The organism is Nocardioides pymetrozini (assembly GCF_046058985.1).
Classification (GTDB): domain Bacteria; phylum Actinomycetota; class Actinomycetes; order Propionibacteriales; family Nocardioidaceae; genus Nocardioides.
The window spans coordinates 4,024,337-4,041,943 of sequence record NZ_CP175556.1 but is presented as its reverse complement, the minus strand read 5'-3'; the positions used below and the strand labels follow the sequence as shown (position 1 = coordinate 4,041,943).

The 17,607-nt window shown below is 74.3% G+C and carries 17 protein-coding genes; 13 read left to right on the top strand and 4 right to left on the bottom strand.

Translation table 11 applies throughout. The annotated features are described in order from the left end of the window. Positions 1 to 37 precede the first annotated feature (37 nt). The 4 genes from ACJ5H2_RS19755 to ACJ5H2_RS19740 are packed head-to-tail and all read left to right on the top strand — an operon-like array spanning position 38 to position 2,614. The gene (locus ACJ5H2_RS19755) at positions 38 to 544 is read left to right on the top strand and encodes a nuclear transport factor 2 family protein (protein WP_408897144.1); all 507 of its coding nucleotides are present in this window, start codon (positions 38 to 40) and stop codon (positions 542 to 544) included. Then, the gene (locus tag ACJ5H2_RS19750; protein WP_408897143.1) at positions 541 to 1,071 is read left to right on the top strand and encodes a PGPGW domain-containing protein; all 531 of its coding nucleotides are present in this window, start codon (positions 541 to 543) and stop codon (positions 1,069 to 1,071) included. The genes ACJ5H2_RS19755 and ACJ5H2_RS19750 overlap by 4 nt, the downstream gene beginning before the upstream one ends. Further along, the gene (locus ACJ5H2_RS19745; RefSeq protein WP_408897142.1) at positions 1,068 to 1,661 is read left to right on the top strand and encodes a sugar O-acetyltransferase; all 594 of its coding nucleotides are present in this window, start codon (positions 1,068 to 1,070) and stop codon (positions 1,659 to 1,661) included. Before ACJ5H2_RS19750 ends, ACJ5H2_RS19745 begins: the two co-directional genes overlap by 4 nt. Further along, positions 1,658 to 2,614, top strand: a complete 957-nt coding sequence (locus tag ACJ5H2_RS19740; RefSeq protein ID WP_408897141.1) for a patatin family protein — start codon at positions 1,658 to 1,660, stop codon at positions 2,612 to 2,614. Before ACJ5H2_RS19745 ends, ACJ5H2_RS19740 begins: the two co-directional genes overlap by 4 nt. On the opposite strand, the gene ACJ5H2_RS19735 is transcribed toward ACJ5H2_RS19740, so the two are convergent. Then, positions 2,611 to 4,011, bottom strand: coding sequence for an MFS transporter (locus ACJ5H2_RS19735; RefSeq protein ID WP_408897140.1), 1,401 nt, complete (start codon positions 4,009 to 4,011; stop codon positions 2,611 to 2,613). The genes ACJ5H2_RS19740 and ACJ5H2_RS19735 overlap by 4 nt on opposite strands. A 126-nt stretch (positions 4,012 to 4,137) precedes the next feature. Here ACJ5H2_RS19735 and ACJ5H2_RS19730 point away from each other — a divergent pair, with 126 nt between their 5' ends. From ACJ5H2_RS19730 to ACJ5H2_RS19710, 5 genes are all read left to right on the top strand, one after another. Continuing rightward, positions 4,138 to 4,992, top strand: coding sequence for a helix-turn-helix transcriptional regulator (locus ACJ5H2_RS19730; protein ID WP_408897139.1), 855 nt, complete (start codon positions 4,138 to 4,140; stop codon positions 4,990 to 4,992). A 58-nt stretch (positions 4,993 to 5,050) separates the two neighbouring features. Next, a complete protein-coding gene (recC, locus tag ACJ5H2_RS19725) occupies positions 5,051 to 8,461 on the top strand; it encodes an exodeoxyribonuclease V subunit gamma (RefSeq protein ID WP_408897138.1) in 3,411 nt (1,136 codons plus the stop codon). Between the two features lie 7 nt (positions 8,462 to 8,468). Further along, the gene (locus tag ACJ5H2_RS19720) at positions 8,469 to 11,774 is read left to right on the top strand and encodes a UvrD-helicase domain-containing protein (RefSeq protein ID WP_408897137.1); all 3,306 of its coding nucleotides are present in this window, start codon (positions 8,469 to 8,471) and stop codon (positions 11,772 to 11,774) included. Further along, on the top strand, positions 11,771 to 13,582 hold the full coding sequence (gene recD, locus ACJ5H2_RS19715) for an exodeoxyribonuclease V subunit alpha (protein WP_408897136.1): 1,812 nt from the start codon (positions 11,771 to 11,773) through the stop codon (positions 13,580 to 13,582). The genes ACJ5H2_RS19720 and recD overlap by 4 nt, the downstream gene beginning before the upstream one ends. A gap of 91 nt (positions 13,583 to 13,673) precedes the next feature. Next, positions 13,674 to 14,282, top strand: a complete 609-nt coding sequence (locus ACJ5H2_RS19710) for an ACT domain-containing protein (protein WP_408897135.1) — start codon at positions 13,674 to 13,676, stop codon at positions 14,280 to 14,282. 67 nt (positions 14,283 to 14,349) lie between these two features. On the opposite strand, the gene ACJ5H2_RS19705 is transcribed toward ACJ5H2_RS19710, so the two are convergent. From ACJ5H2_RS19705 to ACJ5H2_RS19695, 3 genes are read right to left on the bottom strand one after another with little or no spacing between them, the layout of a single operon-like run. Further along, positions 14,350 to 14,796 (bottom strand): nitroreductase family deazaflavin-dependent oxidoreductase, encoded by a 447-nt coding sequence (locus tag ACJ5H2_RS19705; protein WP_408897134.1) that lies wholly within the window; start codon positions 14,794 to 14,796, stop codon positions 14,350 to 14,352. A gap of 29 nt (positions 14,797 to 14,825) precedes the next feature. Then, positions 14,826 to 15,149 (bottom strand): thioredoxin family protein, encoded by a 324-nt coding sequence (locus ACJ5H2_RS19700; protein ID WP_408897133.1) that lies wholly within the window; start codon positions 15,147 to 15,149, stop codon positions 14,826 to 14,828. Beyond that, a complete protein-coding gene (locus ACJ5H2_RS19695; protein WP_408897132.1) occupies positions 15,146 to 15,517 on the bottom strand; it encodes a MerR family transcriptional regulator in 372 nt (123 codons plus the stop codon). The genes ACJ5H2_RS19700 and ACJ5H2_RS19695 overlap by 4 nt, the downstream gene beginning before the upstream one ends. 71 nt (positions 15,518 to 15,588) lie before the next feature. Here ACJ5H2_RS19695 and ACJ5H2_RS19690 point away from each other — a divergent pair, with 71 nt between their 5' ends. Genes ACJ5H2_RS19690 through ACJ5H2_RS19675 form a run of 4 tightly spaced genes read left to right on the top strand, consistent with a single transcriptional unit; the run spans position 15,589 to position 17,513 of the window. Beyond that, complete coding sequence (locus ACJ5H2_RS19690) at positions 15,589 to 16,533, top strand: 1,4-dihydroxy-2-naphthoyl-CoA synthase (protein WP_408897131.1); 945 nt, start codon at positions 15,589 to 15,591, stop codon at positions 16,531 to 16,533. Between the two features lie 55 nt (positions 16,534 to 16,588). Next, the gene (locus tag ACJ5H2_RS19685; RefSeq protein ID WP_408897130.1) at positions 16,589 to 16,900 is read left to right on the top strand and encodes a hypothetical protein; all 312 of its coding nucleotides are present in this window, start codon (positions 16,589 to 16,591) and stop codon (positions 16,898 to 16,900) included. 35 nt (positions 16,901 to 16,935) lie between these two features. Further along, complete coding sequence (locus ACJ5H2_RS19680; RefSeq protein WP_408897129.1) at positions 16,936 to 17,181, top strand: addiction module protein; 246 nt, start codon at positions 16,936 to 16,938, stop codon at positions 17,179 to 17,181. Continuing rightward, positions 17,163 to 17,513 (top strand): type II toxin-antitoxin system RelE/ParE family toxin, encoded by a 351-nt coding sequence (locus tag ACJ5H2_RS19675; protein ID WP_408897128.1) that lies wholly within the window; start codon positions 17,163 to 17,165, stop codon positions 17,511 to 17,513. Before ACJ5H2_RS19680 ends, ACJ5H2_RS19675 begins: the two co-directional genes overlap by 19 nt. The last annotated feature ends 94 nt before the right edge of the window (positions 17,514 to 17,607 follow it).

The window sequence follows — 17,607 nt, the reverse complement described above, 5'->3', positions numbered from 1 at the left end:
TAGAGCGTGCGTTGGCCCGACCTGCTTGGATCGACCCATGAGCCCAGCCCCCGTCTTCTCGGCCGAGGAGATCGCCGAGGCGTACGCCGCCTTCCACGAGCAGGTCGCCGGCTTCGCGGCGAGCGGGGAATGGCACGGCTACGCCGACCTCTTCACCCCGGACGCGGAGTACGTCGAGCACGCCATGGGCACCTTCCGCGGGCGCGAGGAGATCCGCGCCTGGTCGGTGCGGACCATGACGTCGTACCCCGGCCGGGTGATGCCCGGCTTCCCGGTCTCTTGGCAGGTCGTCGACGCCGGGCAGAACCGGCTCGTCTGCGAGGTGCTCAACCCGATGCCCGACCCCGGGGACGGCACCGAGCTCTGCGAGCCCAACATCACGATCATGACCTACGCCGGCGACGGCCTCTTCTCCCGCGAGGAGGACGTCTACAACCCGCTGCGCTTCCACGCGATGGCGCAGACCTGGGCGCGGATCGCGGTGGAGCACGGCAATGCCGACCCCGACGTCGTCGCCTGGCTGGAGAAGTGGGGCGCGCGATGACCGGCGCCGCGAAGCGGGTCGTCCTGGAGGTCCTCGGCTGGGTGCTGCTGCTGGCGGGGATCGCCGCGATGGTGCTGCCCGGCCCCGGCCTCCTGCTGATCGCGGGAGGCCTGGCGGTGCTCTCCCAGCAGTACACCTGGGCGGAGCGGCTGCTCGAGCCCGTCCTGCTGCGCGCGCTGCGAGCCGCCGCGGAGGGCGTGGAGACGTGGCCCCGGATCGTGATGTCGACGCTGGGCGGCCTGGTCCTCGGCGGTCTCGGCGTGCTGTGGATCGTCGGCCCCGACGTCCCGTCGTGGTGGCCCGTGGCGGACAAGTGGTGGCTCTTCGGAGGCCCCTGGACCGGGGTGACCCTGTTGGTCTCCTGCGTCATCGCGCTCGTCCTGATCGTGTACTCCTACCGGCGCTTCCACGGGAACCCCGACGCCGTCGCCGCGCTCGAGGGGAAGATCGACGAGGCCGACGAGGAGGCGCACGACCAGCGCGAGCGGATGCGTCACCGCCGCGAGCGCGAGGAGGAGGACAGGTGAGCGCGACGCCCACCCCCGACCCTGACGACCCGCGCTCGATGCGCGAGCGGATGGACGCCGGCGACCTCTATCTCGCCGACGACCCGGAGCTGGTGGACGCCTACGTCCGGGCCCAGGAGCTCACCCAGGCCTACAACGCGACCGGCGTGCGCGAGCGCGAGCGCCGTACGGCGATCCTGGGCGAGCTGCTCGGCGCGGTCGGCGAGGACACCGCGATCCGTCCGCCCCTCCACGTGGACTACGGCTCGCGGATCCGGATCGGTGCCCGCGGCTTCGCGAACTTCGGGCTCGTCGCTCTCGACGTCGCCCCGATCACCATCGGCGACGACGTGCAGATCGGACCGAACGTGCAGCTCCTCACGCCGCTGCACCCGCTGGAGGCGGGCCTGCGGCGGGACAAGTGGGAGAACGCCCTGCCGATCGCCATCGGCGACAACGTCTGGCTCGGCGGCGGGGTCGTGGTCTGTCCCGGCGTCACGATCGGTGCGAACACCGTCGTCGGCGCCGGGTCGGTGGTCACCCGCGACCTGCCCGCCGGCGTGCTGGCCGTCGGCAACCCGGCGCGGGTGGTGCGCGAGCTCCCGGCATGAGCCACGCGGACACCGCGCTCCTCGCCGCCCTGGCCCGGCGCCGTGCGACGGGGAGCAGGCCGGGGCAGCGCGACGACGGCTGCCGGATCGCCCTCGCCATCGAGGGCGGTGGCAGCAGGGCGGCCTACTCGGCGGGCATGGCCCTCGCCCTCGACGAGGCCGGGCTGACCGACTCCTTCGACGACATCTACGGAACCTCGGGCGGCGCCCTCAACGGGGCGTGGCTGCTCAGCGGCGAGGCGCGGCGCTGGATCCGCAGCTGGGCCTGGCCGGAGGTGGCCGCGGCCGGCGTCACCGACCCCCGTCGCCTCCTGCGCGGCGGCCCGCTGGTCGACCTCGGCCGGCTGGTCCACCACGTCTACGAGGCGATCACGCCGATGGACTTCGCCGCCATCCTGGCCAACCCGATCGGCTTCCACCCCATCGCGACCGATGCCCGCACGGGCAGGCCCGCCGACCTCGCGCCGTACATCACCGACCGGCTGTCCCTGCAGACCTCGCTGCGCGCGAGCGCCTGCATGCCGCTGCTCGCCGGCCGGCCGGTGCGCCTCGGCGGCCGGACCTTCGTGGACGGCGGGCTCTCCGAGGGCGTCCCCTTCCGTACGGCGCTCGCGGACGGCGCCACGCACGTGCTCGTCCTGCGCACCCGGCGTGCCGACCAGCGCGCCGCGCCGCCCTCGCGCTTCGAGCGGCTCGCGCTGGCGCCGTACTTCCTGCGTCACGGCCGTCTGGCGGGACGTGCGCACGTCGAGCGCCACCGGACCTACGCCGCCGATGACCTGCTCCTGGCGGAGAGCAGCCGCGCCGACGTGCCGACCCTGGTCGAGGTCCGTCCGCCACCGGGCTCGCCCGACGTCGCCCGGCTCGGCGCCGAACTCGCCGACATCGACCGCGCGATCGACCAGGGGCGGGCCGCGATGGCTGCGCTTCTCGACCAGGCCGGCAGCGGCTAGCGGACGCGGCCGCCCGGCACCGCGACGGCGACCAGTCCCGCGGCCGCCGCGCAGATCGCGGCGTTCACCGCCAGCGCGGTCGAGACGCCGTGCATCACCTGCGCGGTGGTCGCGGCACCCGACGCCGTGACGATCGCCGACATCACGGGTGTCCCGAGGGTGATCCCGACCTGCTGGCTCATCGTGGCCAGCCCGGTCGCCAGGCCCTGCTCGCCGTCGGGGAGGCCCGAGGTCGCGGTCACCATGAAGCCGACGATCGCCACCAGGTTCGCGACGCCCCCGACGAAGGTGGCGGCGAGGAGGACGACCAGCCACGCCCACGCGTCGCCGAGGAGCACCAGCGGCGCCGTCGCGGCCGCCTGGACGAGGAGGCCGGACACGATGGCCCGCTTGCCGCCGACGCGCCCGATGACGCGCGGTGCGACCAGGCCTCCGACGACGGTGCCGGCGCCCAGCACGGCGAAGGTGAGCCCCGCCTGGAGGGGCGTGAAGCCGCGGACGCTCTGGAGGTAGATCGTCAGCAGGAAGACCACCGAGGTCTCGGTGGCGAACGCGACGACGCCCGCGAGGTTGCCCCACCCGGTGGTGCGGCGGCGGAGCACCCCGAGCGGCACCAGCGGCTCGGCCACGGCGCGCTCGGTGGCGAGGAAGACGAGTGTCATCGCGGCGGCGAAGAGCAGGGCGCCCCAGCTGCGCACGTCGCCCCACGAGCGCTCCCCGGCCTGGGTCAGCCCGTAGACGCCGGCGGTCAGCGCGAGCGTGACGGTCACCGCGCCGGGGACGTCGAGCCGAGGCCGGCGCTCGGCCCGGGTCTCGGCCAGGACCCGGGGACCGACGGCCAGCACCGCGACCGCCACGATCACGTTGACGAAGAACGCCCAGCGCCAGCTGACCAGGTCGGTGAGCAGGCCGCCGAGGACCGCGCCGGTCGTGAACCCGGCGGCCATCAGCGCACCGTTGAGCCCGAGCGCCCGCTCCCGGAGCGGCCCCTCGGGGAACGAGGTCGTCAGCAGGGACAGGGCCGCGGGGGTGACGGCGGCCGTGGCGACGCCCTGCGCGACCCGGGCGAGGAGGAGCAGTCCGGGGTCGTCGGCGAGACCGCCGACCAGCGAGGCCACGCCGAGGAGCGCGATCCCGAGGAGGAACTGGCGGCGCCGCCCGTACAGGTCCGCGCAGCGTCCGAAGAGCAGGGTCAGGCCCGCCGCGCACACGGCGAAGGCCGTCGCGATCCACTGCAGGTCCGCCAGTGCGAAGCCGACCTCGCGGCCGATGCGCGGCAGCGCGACGTTGAGGATCGAGAAGTCCACCGCGAGGGTGAAGCTGGCCGTCAGGAGGACGACGAGCGCGACGCGGTCGCGGGTGCCGAGGGTGCTCGCGGTCGCGGGCCGTTGGGTCACCGGGACAGGGGATGGCGTGGTCATGGCGACCACCCTCGAGCGCCGTACGGCGAGCAGCCAGCACCCGCCTCGTGGTACCCCTGACAGGGGCACCCACGGGCGTGCCGGGTCCGGCACACTGGACCGGTGCCTCCTTCCCGCCCGCAGGTCCGCGCCGCCAACGAGCTCGGCGACTTCCTGCGCAGCCGCCGGGACGCCGTCACGCCCGAGGCGGCGGGGATCCGGACGTGGGGGACACGCCGCGTGCCGGGGCTGCGGCGCGAGGAGCTGGCGCAGCTCGCCGGGATCTCGGTCAACTACTACACCCGCCTGGAGCAGGGGCAGTCCGCGAACGCGAGCGACGCGATCATCGAGGCGCTCGCCCGCGCCCTGGACCTCGACGACGCCGAGCGGGTGCACCTCTTCGAGCTGGCCCGCCCCACGCCGGCCACCCGGCGCCGGGCCGCGCGCGCCGAGACCGCGAACCCGGGAGCGGTCGCCCTGCTGGCCTCGATGGAGGCCGTGCCCGCCCTGCTGCTGGGCCGCCGCAACGACATCCTGGCGTGGAACCCCCTCGGCCGGGCGCTCCTGGCGGGCCACCTCCCAGCGGCGGCTCCCGCGGACCCCGCGAGCCGGCCCAACCTGATGCGCCTGCTGTTCCTGGACCCGCACACCCGTGAGCTCCACCGGGACTGGTCCGAGGAGGCCGGGCTCGCCGTCGCCTCGCTGCGCTACGTCGCCGCGCAGTACCCGGACGACCGGCTCCTCGCCGAGCTGGTGGGCGAGCTGTCGATGAACAGTCCCGAGTTCGCCCGGCTGTGGGCCCGGCACGACGTGCGGCTGTGCTCGAGCGGCACCAAGCGCCTGCACCACCCGCAGGTGGGCGACCTCGACCTGCACTACGAGGCGCTGCACCTGCCCGACAGCGACGGACAGCGACTGCTCACCCACACCGCCGCCCCGGGCACGGCCTCGGCCGACGCGCTCGCGCTGCTCCGCTGAGGCGTCCGGGCCGATCGCGGCGCGGACGTGCCGGACCCAACCACTAGCCTCGGCCCCGATGGCTCTTCACCTCCACCGCGCCGCGCGGACCGACCTGCTCGCCGACGAGCTCGGCGCGCAGCTCGCCAGTCCGTTGGCCGACCCCTTCGCCAGCGAGGTCGTGGTCGTGCCGGCGAAGGGGGTCGAGCGATGGCTCAGCCAGCGGCTGTCCCACCGCCTGGGGACGGGCCCGGCCGGCGGTGACGGCGTGTGCGCCGGCGTCGACTTCCGCTCGCCGTGGTCGCTCTTCGCCGAGGTCGTCGGCACCCGCGACGAGGACCCGTGGGCGCCGGAGGCGCTCGTGTGGCCACTGCTGCGGACGGTCGACGAGAGCCTCGACGAGCCGTGGGCCCGCCCCCTCGCCCGGCACATCGGGCACGGTCTCGACGACGAGGGCTCCGACGGGGAGGAGGCGGACCTTCGGCGGGGCCGGCGCTTCGCCCTCGCCCAGCGTCTCGCGCGCCTGTTCGCGTCGTACGCCGTGCAGCGGCCCTCGCTGCTGGAGGACTGGGCGGACGGCGTCCGCGTGGACGGTCGCGACACCGACGGCTGCGGGCGAGGGCTGCCCGACGACCTGCTGTGGCAGCCCGAGCTGTGGCGGCGCCTGGCTGGCCGGGTCGACGCGCCCGCGCCGCACCGGCGCCACGCCGCCACGCTGGAGCGGCTGCACGGGTCCCCGGAGGACTTCGACCTGCCGGACCGGCTCTCCCTGTTCGGCCACACCCGCCTTCCGGTCACCGAGGTGACCCTGCTGCGTGCGCTCGGCGAGCACCGCGAGGTGCACCTGTGGCTTCCGCACCCCTCCCCGTCGCTGTGGGACGCCCTCAGCGAGCGGGTCGCCGACGGCCCGGTCCCGCGGGCGTCCGACCGCTCCCACGATGCGGCCGCGCACCCGCTGCTGGCGACCCTCGGGCGCGACGTCCGCGAGCTGCAGCGGACCCTGGCCGCGGTCGACCTGCTGGACGAGCCGCTCCCTCTGCCGGCCCCGTCCGCGCGCGGGTCGCTGCTGGGCTGGCTGCAGCAGGACCTCCGGGCCAACCGCCTCGGCGACGCCGCGGCCCGCGTCTGGGACCCGGCGCAGGACCGCTCGGTCCAGGTCCACGCCTGTCACGGCGCGGCGCGCCAGGTGGACGTGCTGCGTGAGGTGCTGCTCGGGCTGCTCGAGGACGACCCGACCCTCGAGCCGCGCGACGTGCTCGTGCTCTGCCCCGACATCGAGGCCTATGCGCCCTTGGTGGCCGCCGGGTTCGGCCTCGGCGACCTGGGCGGCGACGGCGCTCCCGCGGCCGACGACCGTCACCCGGCCCATCGCCTCCGGGTGCGGCTGGCCGACCGGGCGCTCGACCGCACCAACCCGCTGCTGGCGGTGGCCGCGCGGCTGCTCGACCTCGCCGGCGGGCGCGCGGGCGTCGGCGACGTCCTCGACCTCGCCCACCTCGAGCCGGTCCGGCGTCGCTTCGGCCTGCGGGACGACGACCTCCAGCTGATCGGCGACTGGGCCCGCGAGGCCGGGATCCGGTGGGGCTTCGACGAGGAGCACCGTGCCGACTACGGCCTGCAGGCCTATCCCGCCAACACCTGGCAGTTCGGCCTCGACCGGCTGCTGGCCGGCGTCGCCATGTCCGAGGACGCCGGCAGCTGGCTGGACCGCACCCTGCCCCTCGACGACGTCGGCAGCGGCGAGATCGACCTCGCCGGACGGCTCGCCGAGCTCGTCCACCGGCTGCGGACGGCGACCGACCAGCTGACCGGCGTGCACCCTCTCGAGCACTGGCTGCGGGTGATCCACGCCGGTGTCACCGAGCTCACCGCGGTGCCGAGCACCGAGGCCTGGCAGACCGGCCAGGTCCAGCGCGAGCTCGCCAAGGTCGCCCAGGCCGCCGGTCGCGGCGACGACCCGCTCCGGCTCCCCGACGTGCGCGCGATGCTGTCCGACCGGCTCGCCGGACGTCCCACCCGGGCCAACTTCCGCACCGGCACGCTCACCGTCTGCACGATGGTCCCCATGCGCTCGGTGCCCCACCGCGTCGTGGCGCTGGTCGGGCTCGACGACGGCGTGTTCCCGCGGGTGGGCGTGACCGACGGCGACGACGTGCTGGCCCGGGACCCGATGACCGGCGAGCGCGACCTGCGCAGCGAGGACCGTCAGCTCTTCCTCGACGCCCTGCTCGCCGCCACCGAGACCCTCGTCGTCACCTACACCGGGGCCAACGAGTACAGCGGCCAGCCGCGGCCGCCGGCCTCTCCGCTGGGCGAGCTCCTCGACGCCCTCGACCGCACCGCCACGACCGCCGACGGCGGCAGCGTCGCCGACGCGGTCGTCGTACGGCACCCGCTGCAGCCGTTCGACCGCCGCAACGTGACGCCCGGCGCGCTGGTGCCGGATCGCCCCTTCAGCTTCGACCGCAGCGCCCTCGCCGGAGCCCGCGCCGCGGCCGGGCCGCGGACCGAGCCGCCCGCGCTCCTGGCCGCGCCGCTGCCCACCACTCCGGGCGCCGACGTGTCGCTGGACGACCTGCTGGCCTTCTGGCGCTCGCCGGTCCGCGCCTTCTTCCGCGACCGTCTCGACCTGGCACTGCCGCGCGACGAGGAGCCCCTGTCCGACGGCCTGCCGGTCGAGCTCGACAGCCTCGCGCAGTGGTCCGTCGGGGACCGCGTGCTGCGCGACCTGGTCGCCGGCATGGATCCGGACCAGGCCCGCCAGCAGGAGTGGCGGCGCGGCGTGCTGCCGCCCGGGTGGCTCGGCTGGCGGATCCTCCGCGACATCGTCACCCGCGCCCAACCGATCGCGGACGAGGCACGGCGCCTGCGGACCCGCCCGCCGGAGGCCGTCGACATCGACGTCGACCTCGGCGGCGGACGCCGGCTGCGCGGCACCGTCCCCGAGGTGTACGGCGACCGCCTGGTCCCGGTCACCTACAGCCGGCTGGGGGCCAGCCATCGGCTCCAGACCTGGCTGCTCCTGACGGCTCTCGCGGCTCACGACCCCGACCGCGCGTGGACGGCGCGGGCGCTGGGGCGGCCGACCAACAGCCGCTCCCACACCCTGTTCGCGCAGTCCCAGCTCGGTCCGCTCGACCACACCGCCCGCGACGTGCTGGCCGACCTCGTCGCACTGCGCGACCGGGGCCTGTGCGCTCCCCTGCCCCTACCGCTCAAGTCCTCGCTGGCCTACGCGCGGATGCGCCGCACCCGGGCCAGTGAGGAGGAGGCACTGAAGAAGGCCGGCTGGGACTGGCAGGACGGCCGGTTCCCGGGCGAGTGCTCCGACGTCGAGCAGGTCCGCGCGTGGGGGCCGGGCGCACCGCTCCCCGGGCTCGAGGAGCCGCCCGGGCCGGGGGAGGAGCACCCGGACGAGCCGACCCGGTTCGGCGCGCTGGCGCTGCGGGTGTGGACGCCGCTGATCCTCGCCGAGCAGGGGAGCTGGTGAGCTCGTGATGGAGCCCTTCGACCTCACCGGGCCGCTGCCGACGGGCACCACCCTGCTCGAGGCCAGCGCGGGCACGGGGAAGACGTTCACCGTCGGGGCTCTCGTCACCCGCTACGTCGCCGAGGGTGTCGCCGAGCTCGACGAGATGCTCGTCATCACCTTCGGCCGCGCCGCCAGCCAGGAGCTGCGGGAGCGGGTGCGCGGCCAGCTCGTCGAGGCCGAGCGCGCCCTTGCCGACCCGGAGTCCGCCGACCGCGACAACGCGCTGCTCGCCCACCTGCTCGCCGAGCCCGACGAGCGGGCCGGGCGCCACCGCCGGGTGCGGGACGCGCTGGCCTCCTTCGACGCCGCGACCATCGCCACCACCCACCAGTTCTGCCAGCTCGTGCTCCGCTCGCTCGGCGTCGCCGGCGACACCGACGCCGGCGCCACCCTGGTGGAGTCGCTCGACGAGCTCGTCGTCGAGACCGTGGACGACCTCTACCTCCAGCGCTTCGGCGGCAGCCGGGAGAGCCCCCCGTTCGGCCGGGACGCCGCGCTCGCCCTGGCGCGCACCGCCGTCGGGGATCCGCAGGCCCGACTCGCGGAGCCCGGTCCGGAGGCCACCCCGGACGCCGTCGCCCGCATCGAGTTCGCCGGAGCCGTGCGCGCCGAGGTCGAGCGCCGGAAGCGCCGCCTGGGCGTGCTGTCGTACGACGACCTGCTCAGCCGGCTCTCCGCCGCCCTCGCCGACGAGCAGGCCCCCGCGCGCAGCCGGATGCGGCAACGCTGGCGGATCGTGCTCGTCGACGAGTTCCAGGACACCGATCCGGTCCAGTGGGAGGTGCTCGACCGCGCCTTCTCCGGACATGCGGCGATGGTCCTCATCGGCGATCCCAAGCAGGCGATCTACGGCTTCCGCGGCGGCGACGTCGTCACCTATCTCGCGGCCGCCCGCAAGGCCACGACCCGCGCCACGCTCGGCACCAACTGGCGCAGCGACGACGCGCTCGTCCGCCGGCTGCTGGTGCCCCTCGAGGGAGCCGCGCTGGGCGACCCGGAGATCGTCGTACGACCGGTGGCGGCGCGCCACCCGGGCTCCCGCCTCCAGGGAGCTCCGGTCGCCGCGCCCTTCCGCGTCCGCCGGGTGCCGCGGACCGGCTTCTCCCTGACCAAGGCGGGCCTCATCACGGCCAAGGACGCCCGCGCCTTCATCGCCGACGACTGCGCCGCCGACATCGCGGCGCTGTTGGCGGCCCGCCCCCGCTGGGACGGCGCCGAGCTGAAGGCCGGCCAGGTCGCGGTCATCGTGGCCATCCGCGACCACGGCCTGCTCGTCCAGCGCGCGCTCCAGGCCCGCGGCGTGCCCGCTGTCATGGCCGGCGGCGGCGACGTCTTCCTCACGCCCGCGGGCGAGGAATGGCTGACGCTGCTCGCCGCGCTGGAGTCACCGCACCGCTCCGGCCTGGTCCGCGCCGCGGCGCTGACCAGCTTCTTCGGGCACACCGTGGCGGACCTCGACGGGGAGGGGGAGCGGCTGACCGCGCGGGTGGCCGACGTCCTGCGCGGCTGGGCGCTGCTGCTGCGCGGGCGTGGCGTCGCGGCGCTGGTGGAGGCCGCCGAGGAGCGTGGGCTGACGCCGCGTCTGCTGGGCCGCGCCGACGGCGAGCGTCTGCTGACCGACCTGCGCCATCTCGGCCAGCTGCTCCACGAGGTCTCGGTCCGCGAGGAGCTCGGCCTGACCGCGCTGCTCGAGTGGTTCCGCGACGAGCGCCGCCGCACCGGCGCCAGCGAGCGGCCACGCCGGCTCGACTCCGACGCGGCCGCCGTGCAGATCGTCACCGTGCACGGGAGCAAGGGCCTGGAGTACCCCGTCACCTATCTCCCCTTCGCCTACCAGCACTTCAGCTTCCCGGTGGACGTCGCGCGCTTCCACGACGAGCGGGGTCGACGCACCCTCGACGTCGCCGGTGCCGGGGCGACCTGGGCCGGCCACGTCCGCCGGCACGAGGCGGAGGAGCTCGGGGAGGAGCTGCGCGACCTCTACGTCGCCCTCACCCGCGCCCAGTCCCAGGTCGTGACGTGGTGGGCGCCCACCACCACGACGCGCACGGGCGGGCTGCACCGGCTGCTCTTCGGCCGCCAGCCCGGCGTCGCGGAGGTTCCGCCCGAGATCGACGTGCGCGAGGACGCCTACGCCGCGCGGGTGCTCGGGCTGATCGAGCAGCTCGGCGGACCCGTGGCCGAGGTCGCGGAGATCGCCGACGCCACGACGTCGGCCGACGCGCAGGAGCCCGGCGTCCTCCAGGCGCGCCGCTTCGACCGCGTCGTCGACACGCAGTGGCGGCGCACCTCGTACTCGGGGCTGATCCGGGTCGAGGAGGAGGCGCCCGGCGTAGGGAGCGAGCCGGAGACCGTCGGCCGCGACGACGAGCCCGACGCCGAGGAGGAGCCGGTGCCGCTCGAGGAGCCGAGCGTGCCGGACGGGCTCGTCTCGCCGATGGCCGAGCTCCCCGCCGGTGCGACCTTCGGCTCGCTGGTGCATGCGGTGCTGGAGCATGCCGACCCCGAGGCTTCGGACCTGGCGGCCGAGCTGGAGCGGCACGTGGCCGAGCAGCTGCGCTGGTGGTACGTCCCCGCCGAGCCCGCTGCGGTCGCGGCCGCGCTCGTCCCCGTGCTGCACACCCCGCTCGGTCCGCTGGCGCCCGGGCTGAGCCTCGCCGACATCCCGCTGCGCGAGCGGCTGCGTGAGCTGGACTTCGAGCTGCCGCTGGCCGGAGGCGACGTTGCCGCGCCCCCGGAGGGCGCCGAGCCGCGGCTGCGGGAGATGGCGCCACTGCTCCGTCACCACCTCCCCGCCGACGACCCGCTGCTGCCGTACGCCGACCGCCTCGAGCAGCCCCTCCTGGGTGACCAGGCACTGCGCGGCTACCTCTCCGGCTCCATCGACGTGGTCCTGCGCGTGCCCGGGCCGGAGGGTGTCCCGCGCTTCCTCGTCGTCGACTACAAGACCAACCGTCTGGGCGCGCCCGGCACCCCCGGCACGGTGGCCGACTACGACCGCGCGGGACTCGTCGAGGCGATGCTGCACTCGCACTACCCGCTGCAGGCGCTGCTCTACTCCGTGGTGGTCCACCGCTACCTGCGGTGGCGGCTGCCCGACTACGACCCGCAGCGCCATCTCGGCGGCGTCCTCTATCTCTACCTCCGGGGCATGGCCGGTCCGGAGACGCCGGTGACCGACGGCAACCCGGCCGGCGTGTTCTCGTGGCAGCCGCCGGCCGCGCTGGTCACCGCACTGTCCGAGCTGCTCGACGGAGGGGGGCGCCGGTGATCGAGCCCTGGGAGAGCGACGACCCCGCCGACGCCCGCCTGGCCCGCGGCGCGGAGGGGCTGCTCGCGACCTTCAACGCGGCGGGGGTGCTGACCGCGGCCGACGTCCATGTGGCGACGCGGACCGCCGCGCTCGCCGGCGAGACCGACGACGAGGTGCGCCTGGCCGTCGCGCTCGCCGTACGCGCGGCGCGGCACGGCTCGGTGTGCATGGACCCGGCGAGCCTGCGCGCGGGTGGCGAGGGTGACGGACCGGAGCTTCCGTGGCCGGGTGAGGGCTGGCTGGAGCGGGTCGCGGCCAGCCCGCTGGCCGCGCAGTCCGTGGTGCGCGTCGACGGCGGGATGGTCTACCTCGACCGCTACTGGCGCGAGGAGCAGCAGGTCCACGACGACCTCGTGGCGCGGCTGGACGGTCCGTCCCCCGAGGTCCCCGACCCCGCCGCGCTCGAGGCGACCGCGGCGCGGCTCTTCCCCGGCGAGGGGTACGCCGAGCAGCGGGCCGCCGCGCTCGCGGCGGCCCGGCAGCGCACGACCGTCCTCACCGGCGGACCGGGCACCGGGAAGACGACCACCGTCGCCGGCCTGCTGGCCCTGCTCACCCACCAGCGCGGGCCGCTCCGCATCGCGCTCACCGCGCCGACCGGGAAGGCCGCCGCTCGGCTCCAGGAGGCGGTCGAGGACGTGCAGCGGGCCGACAGGTTCACCGACGACGACCGCTCCCGCCTCGCGGGCCTCACTGCCTCGACCCTGCACCGCCTGCTGGGCTGGCGCCCCGGCTCGCGGAACCGCTTCCGCCACCACCGCGGCAACCGGCTGCCGCACGACGTGATCGTCGTCGACGAGACCTCCATGGTGTCGCTGACGATGATGGCCCGGCTGCTCGAGGCCGTGCGGCCGGAGACGACGCTGGTCCTGGTGGGCGACCCCGACCAGCTGGCGTCGGTCGAGGCGGGCGCCGTCCTCGCCGACCTGGTCGCGGGACTGGCGCGTCGCACGCCGAGCGCCGTGGCCTCGTTGACAACGACCCACCGCTTCGGCAGCGGCATCGGCGAGCTGGCCCAGGCGCTGCGGGGAGCCCGGCCCGACGACGTCCTCGCTCAGCTGAGGTCCGGTCGCCCCGACGTCCGGCTGGCCGATCCGGCCGACCCGGTGGCGTTGACCCGCCTGCGCGAGCGGCTCACCGCGCACGCCGTCGCCGTCCGCGGCGCTGCGACCGGGCGCGACCCGGCGCGCGCCGTCGCCGTCGCCGAAGAGCACCGGCTGCTCTGCGCCCACCGCGAGGGACCGTGGGGCGTCGAGCACTGGAACCGTCAGGTGGAGCGCTGGCTCGGCGACGCGGTCGGCTCGCCGCTCGGGACCGCCTGGGGCCAGGAGTGGTACGCCGGCAGGCCGGTGCTCGTCACGGCCAACGACTACGGCCTCGGGCTCTTCAACGGCGACACCGGCGTCACGGTCCTCGACCCGGACGTCGATCCGGAGGACCCCGGGCCCGGCTCCGGCCCGCGGCTGCGGGTGGTGATGGCCGACGGCGCCCTGACCCGGTTCGCGCCGTCCCGGCTCGGCGACATCGCGACCCTGCACGCGATGACGGTGCACAAGAGCCAGGGCAGCCAGGCCGATGAGGTGACGGTCCTGCTGCCGGAGCCGGACTCGCCACTGCTCACTCGCGAGCTCTTCTACACCGCCGTCACCCGGGCCCGCGAGAGCCTGCTGGTGGTGGGCTCGGAGGCTGCCGTGCGCGCGGCGGTGACGACGACCGCGCAGCGCGCCACCGGCCTGCGCCGGCGCCTCGCCCCCGACGCGGACTGAGGCCGGGGCGGTCCCGAGCGGACCGCGCGCTCCGCGCCCAAGCGGTGGGCCCGCAACCGTGGCGAAATGTCATCGGGCTAGTGTCGAGACCATGCCGTTCCTGCTCCGCGTGCTGCTGCCCGACGTCCCCGGTTCGCTGGGTCGCGTCGCGACGGCCATCGGTATGGCGGGCGGCGACATCGAGGCGATCGAGATCGTCGAGAAGCGCGACGACGGCACGGCGGTCGACGACGTGCTCCTCGAGATCGACCAGGGCATGATGCCCGACTCCGTGGTCTCGGCCTGCAACGCGCTCGACGGCGTCGAGGTGCTCTGGATCAGCCGCTACCCGGCCGGCGGGAACCTCGTGATGGACCTCGAGGCGGTCGAGGAGCTGACCGCCTCGCCGGGCGGCGCCTTCGACAAGCTCATCGACCTGCTGCCCGCCACCTTCCGGGTGGACTGGGCCGCGCGGGTGCACCGCGCCAAGGGCGTCGTCTATGGCACCAGCGCGGCCCCCGACGACGTCGAGTTCGTCGAGATCGAGGCGCCCACCCGGCTCGAGGTGCCCGAGGACGACATCACCCTGTTCGCCGCTGCCCGCCTCGACGGCAACGAGATCGTCGTGATCGGCCGTCGCGGCGGCCCCGAGTTCGCGGACTCCGAGATCGCCCGGCTCGGCCACCTCTGCGGCCTCGCCGTCACCATCGCCAACACCTGACCGCGAGGTGTGAGCTGTGGGGCCCCGAGGTGTGAGTTGTGGGGCCCCGAGGTGTGGGTGGTGGGGCTCAGGCGTCGGCGGGCTCCAGGAGGAAGACGGGGATCTCCCGGTCCGTCTTCTCCTGGTACGACGCATAGGTCGGCCAGGTCGCGACCGCGTGGTCCCACCACTCCTGGCGCTCCTCGCCCTCGGCGAGTCGGACGGTGTACGGCTTCGGCTCGGGGCCGTCCTGCAGGTCGACGAGCGGATGGGCGAGGAAGTTGGCGTACCAGCTCGGGTTGTCCGGCGCGCCGCCCTTGGAGGCGATGGCGGCGTACACGCCGTCCTTCTCGACGCGCATGACGGGGTTCTTGCGCAGCTTGCCGGACTTGGCACCGACCGAGGTGATCACCACGATGGGGTACTTGCTGCCTTGGAGCGTGTTGGCCTCGCGGCCCCCCGACGCCTCGTACGCCGCGACCTGGTCGCGGACCCACTTCTGGCTGCTGGGCTCGTACTCACCTTGAAGGGTCATGTCCTTCTCAAGGCCGGGCTCGGGTGCCCCTATTCCAGCGCGCCGTCCACGGCCCGCTCGATCGACGCCTTGGTGCGCGCGCCGGCGAGCTGCAGCAGGGGCGAGCCGTCGCGGAACAGGATCATCGTCGGCAGCCCGAGCACGCGGTGCTCCGCGGCGCGTAGTGGCTCGAGGTCCTGGTTGATGCGCACGACCCGCAGCGTGTCGCCGCGCTCCTCGTCGAGCCGCTCCAGCACCGGCGCGAGCTGCCGGCACGGGCCGCACCACTCCGCCCACCACTCGACGAGCACGGGTACGTCGGATCCGAGCACCTCGCGCTCGAAGTCGGCGTCGGTGATCTCCTGCAGGGTCATGGCTCCTCCTGGGGTCGGTAGCTCTCGGCGTCGTCGAGGAGCCCGGACAGCTCGCCGCGCAGCCGGCTGAGCTCCTCGATGCGTCGGTCGATCTCGGCGATCCGCAGCCGGTAGGCGTCCAGCGAGGCGGGACACACGTCGGCGCGGTCGTTGCCCGCGCGCAGGCACTCGACGAACGGCACGGTCTCGTCGGCGGTCAGGCCGAGGGAGAGCAGCGCCCGGATCTCGCGTACGACGAGTACGTCGGCGTCGTCGTACTCCCGGTAGCCGTTGGCGGCCCGGGCCGGTGCGAGCAGGCCGCGCGACTCGTAGTAGCGCACCGCCTTCACACTCGCGCCCGCGCGCTCGGCGAGGTCCTTGATCAGCACGTACCGACGGTAGAGCCTGCCCCCAGGGGCAAGGTCAAGCCCGGTGGCCGGGAGGGACTAGCGTTCGGCCCATGAGTGCGATCGAGGGCGTGAGCGAGACGTTCGACGCGAGCCAGTGGGACGTCGTCCCCGGCTTCGAGGACCTGACCGACCTGACCTACCACCGCGCGAAGGCCCACGGCACGGTCCGGATCGCGTTCGACCGACCCGACGTCCTCAACGCCTTCCGGCCGCACACCGTCGACGAGCTCCTGCGCACGCTGGAGCACGCCCGGCAGTCGGCCGACGTGGGATGCGTCCTGCTGACCGGCAACGGTCCGAGCGCGAAGAACGGCAAGTGGGCGTTCTGCACGGGCGGCGACCAGCGCATCCGCGGCAGGGCGGGCTACCAGTACGAGGACGTCGCGGCAGGCTCCACCGACACCGGGGCCGAGGAGCCGAGCCCGATCGACAAGGCCAAGCTCGCCCGCCTGCACATCCTCGAGTGCCAGCGCCTGATCCGGTTCATGCCGAAGATCGTCATCTGCGTCGTCCCCGGCTGGGCGGCGGGTGGCGGGCACAGCCTCTTCGTCACGTGCGACCTGGCCCTCGCCTCCACCGAGCACGCCCGCTTCAAGCAGACTGACGCGGACGTCGGCTCCTTCGACGGCGGCTACGGCTCGGCGTACCTCGCCCGCCAGGTCGGCCAGAAGTTCGCCCGCGAGATCTTCTTCCTCGGCCAGGAGTACTCCGCCGAGGACGCCGTCCGCATGGGCGCCGCCAACCGCGCGGTCCCGCACGCCGAGCTCGAGGCCACCGCCCTCGAATGGGGCCGTCTGATCAACGGCAAGAGCCCCACCGCCCAGCGGATGCTCAAGTACTCCTTCAACCTGCTCGACGACGGCCTCGTCGGCCAGCAGCTGTTCGCCGGCGAGACCACCCGGTTGGCCTACATGACCGACGAGGCACAGGAGGGACGCGACCAGTTCCTCGAGAAGCGGGACCCGGACTGGTCGCCGTACCCCTGGTACTACTGATCTGGCGCGTTTGCGCAGGTCAGGGGCCTGTTATGGCCGAGTGCGTGGCAGATGCGTGGCAAGCAGTTTGGATGCCTTCAACGACATCCTGAGGGGCGGCTGCGGTACTCCCGACGGGGGCTTCGACTTCCGATGGCTGAACTCGCAGCGCTCGCGGGAAGCGCTCGGATGGCCGGCGACGATCCACTGGCTCGAGGACACCATCGCGCGGTGTCATCCCTCGAACGTCCCGAGGCTGACAGCCGAGCTGGAAGCGGCAAGGAGGGTCGAGGGAACCACGCTCTTCGACTGGCTCGTTGAGATCATCGAGCGCCATGGACCCGGCGGGTCGGAGGCCGAGGACAACGTGGTCCTGCGGCTGCTCTGAGGGCGCACGTCGCCGGTCGAGCGTAGACTCAACACATGTCTATGAGCGAGTCGGAGGCCTTCGAGGCGGGGATGTCTCTGCCCGCTGACGCGCGTCGGCGCCTGGCACTTCGGTTGCTCGAATCGGTGGACCCTGGCGAGGCCTTCGACCAAGCAGCGGAGGCATGGCTGCGCACCGAAGCGGCTGCGGCGTACGACGCCCTCAAGGCTGACCCGTCCCGAGCGATCCCGGCTGAGGATGTTCGGGCCCGCTTCGAGGCCAAGTGGGCCGCCCGTTCGTGACGGGCCGGATCAACCTCACTCCGGAAGCCGAACGGCAACTCAACGAGATCGACGACTGGATCGCCAAGAACGCGACCGCTGAGATTGCTCGGCGCTTCGTCTCGGCGATCCTCGAGCACATCGACGGGCTTCTGGAGTTCCCGCTCTCCGGTCGTCCGCGCGACGACGTACGGCCGGGGATGCGGACGACCACCTACAAGAAGCGGACGCTCGTCGCCTACGAGGTAGACGAGTCGTCTGGCGAGATCGTGGTCAACGTCGTCGGCGTGTTCCACGGCGGCCAGAACTGGGAGGCCGCGCTCAGCGCCGATCACGATTCGAAAGAGGGCTGACAACGTGGCCCGGCGCGTGGCAAAAACGTGGCAGGAGAGTCGTCAGAGCCCGTCGACGACCAACGCCGTCAACCACGTTTCCGCAGGTCAGCCG

What these genes read in the sequence shown, in the direction of transcription:
- ACJ5H2_RS19680 (WP_408897129.1), top strand. Translation starts at nt 16,936, where the DNA reads ATGTCTATGAGCGAGTCGGAGGCCTTCGAGGCGGGGATGTCTCTGCCC.
- ACJ5H2_RS19705 (WP_408897134.1), bottom strand. Translation starts at nt 14,796, where the DNA reads ATGACCCTTCAAGGTGAGTACGAGCCCAGCAGCCAGAAGTGGGTCCGC.
- ACJ5H2_RS19750 (WP_408897143.1), top strand. Translation starts at nt 541, where the DNA reads ATGACCGGCGCCGCGAAGCGGGTCGTCCTGGAGGTCCTCGGCTGGGTG.
- ACJ5H2_RS19720 (WP_408897137.1), top strand. Translation starts at nt 8,469, where the DNA reads ATGGAGCCCTTCGACCTCACCGGGCCGCTGCCGACGGGCACCACCCTG.
- recC (WP_408897138.1), top strand. Translation starts at nt 5,051, where the DNA reads ATGGCTCTTCACCTCCACCGCGCCGCGCGGACCGACCTGCTCGCCGAC.
- ACJ5H2_RS19740 (WP_408897141.1), top strand. Translation starts at nt 1,658, where the DNA reads ATGAGCCACGCGGACACCGCGCTCCTCGCCGCCCTGGCCCGGCGCCGT.
- ACJ5H2_RS19755 (WP_408897144.1), top strand. Translation starts at nt 38, where the DNA reads ATGAGCCCAGCCCCCGTCTTCTCGGCCGAGGAGATCGCCGAGGCGTAC.
- ACJ5H2_RS19710 (WP_408897135.1), top strand. Translation starts at nt 13,674, where the DNA reads ATGCCGTTCCTGCTCCGCGTGCTGCTGCCCGACGTCCCCGGTTCGCTG.
- ACJ5H2_RS19700 (WP_408897133.1), bottom strand. Translation starts at nt 15,149, where the DNA reads ATGACCCTGCAGGAGATCACCGACGCCGACTTCGAGCGCGAGGTGCTC.
- ACJ5H2_RS19690 (WP_408897131.1), top strand. Translation starts at nt 15,589, where the DNA reads ATGAGTGCGATCGAGGGCGTGAGCGAGACGTTCGACGCGAGCCAGTGG.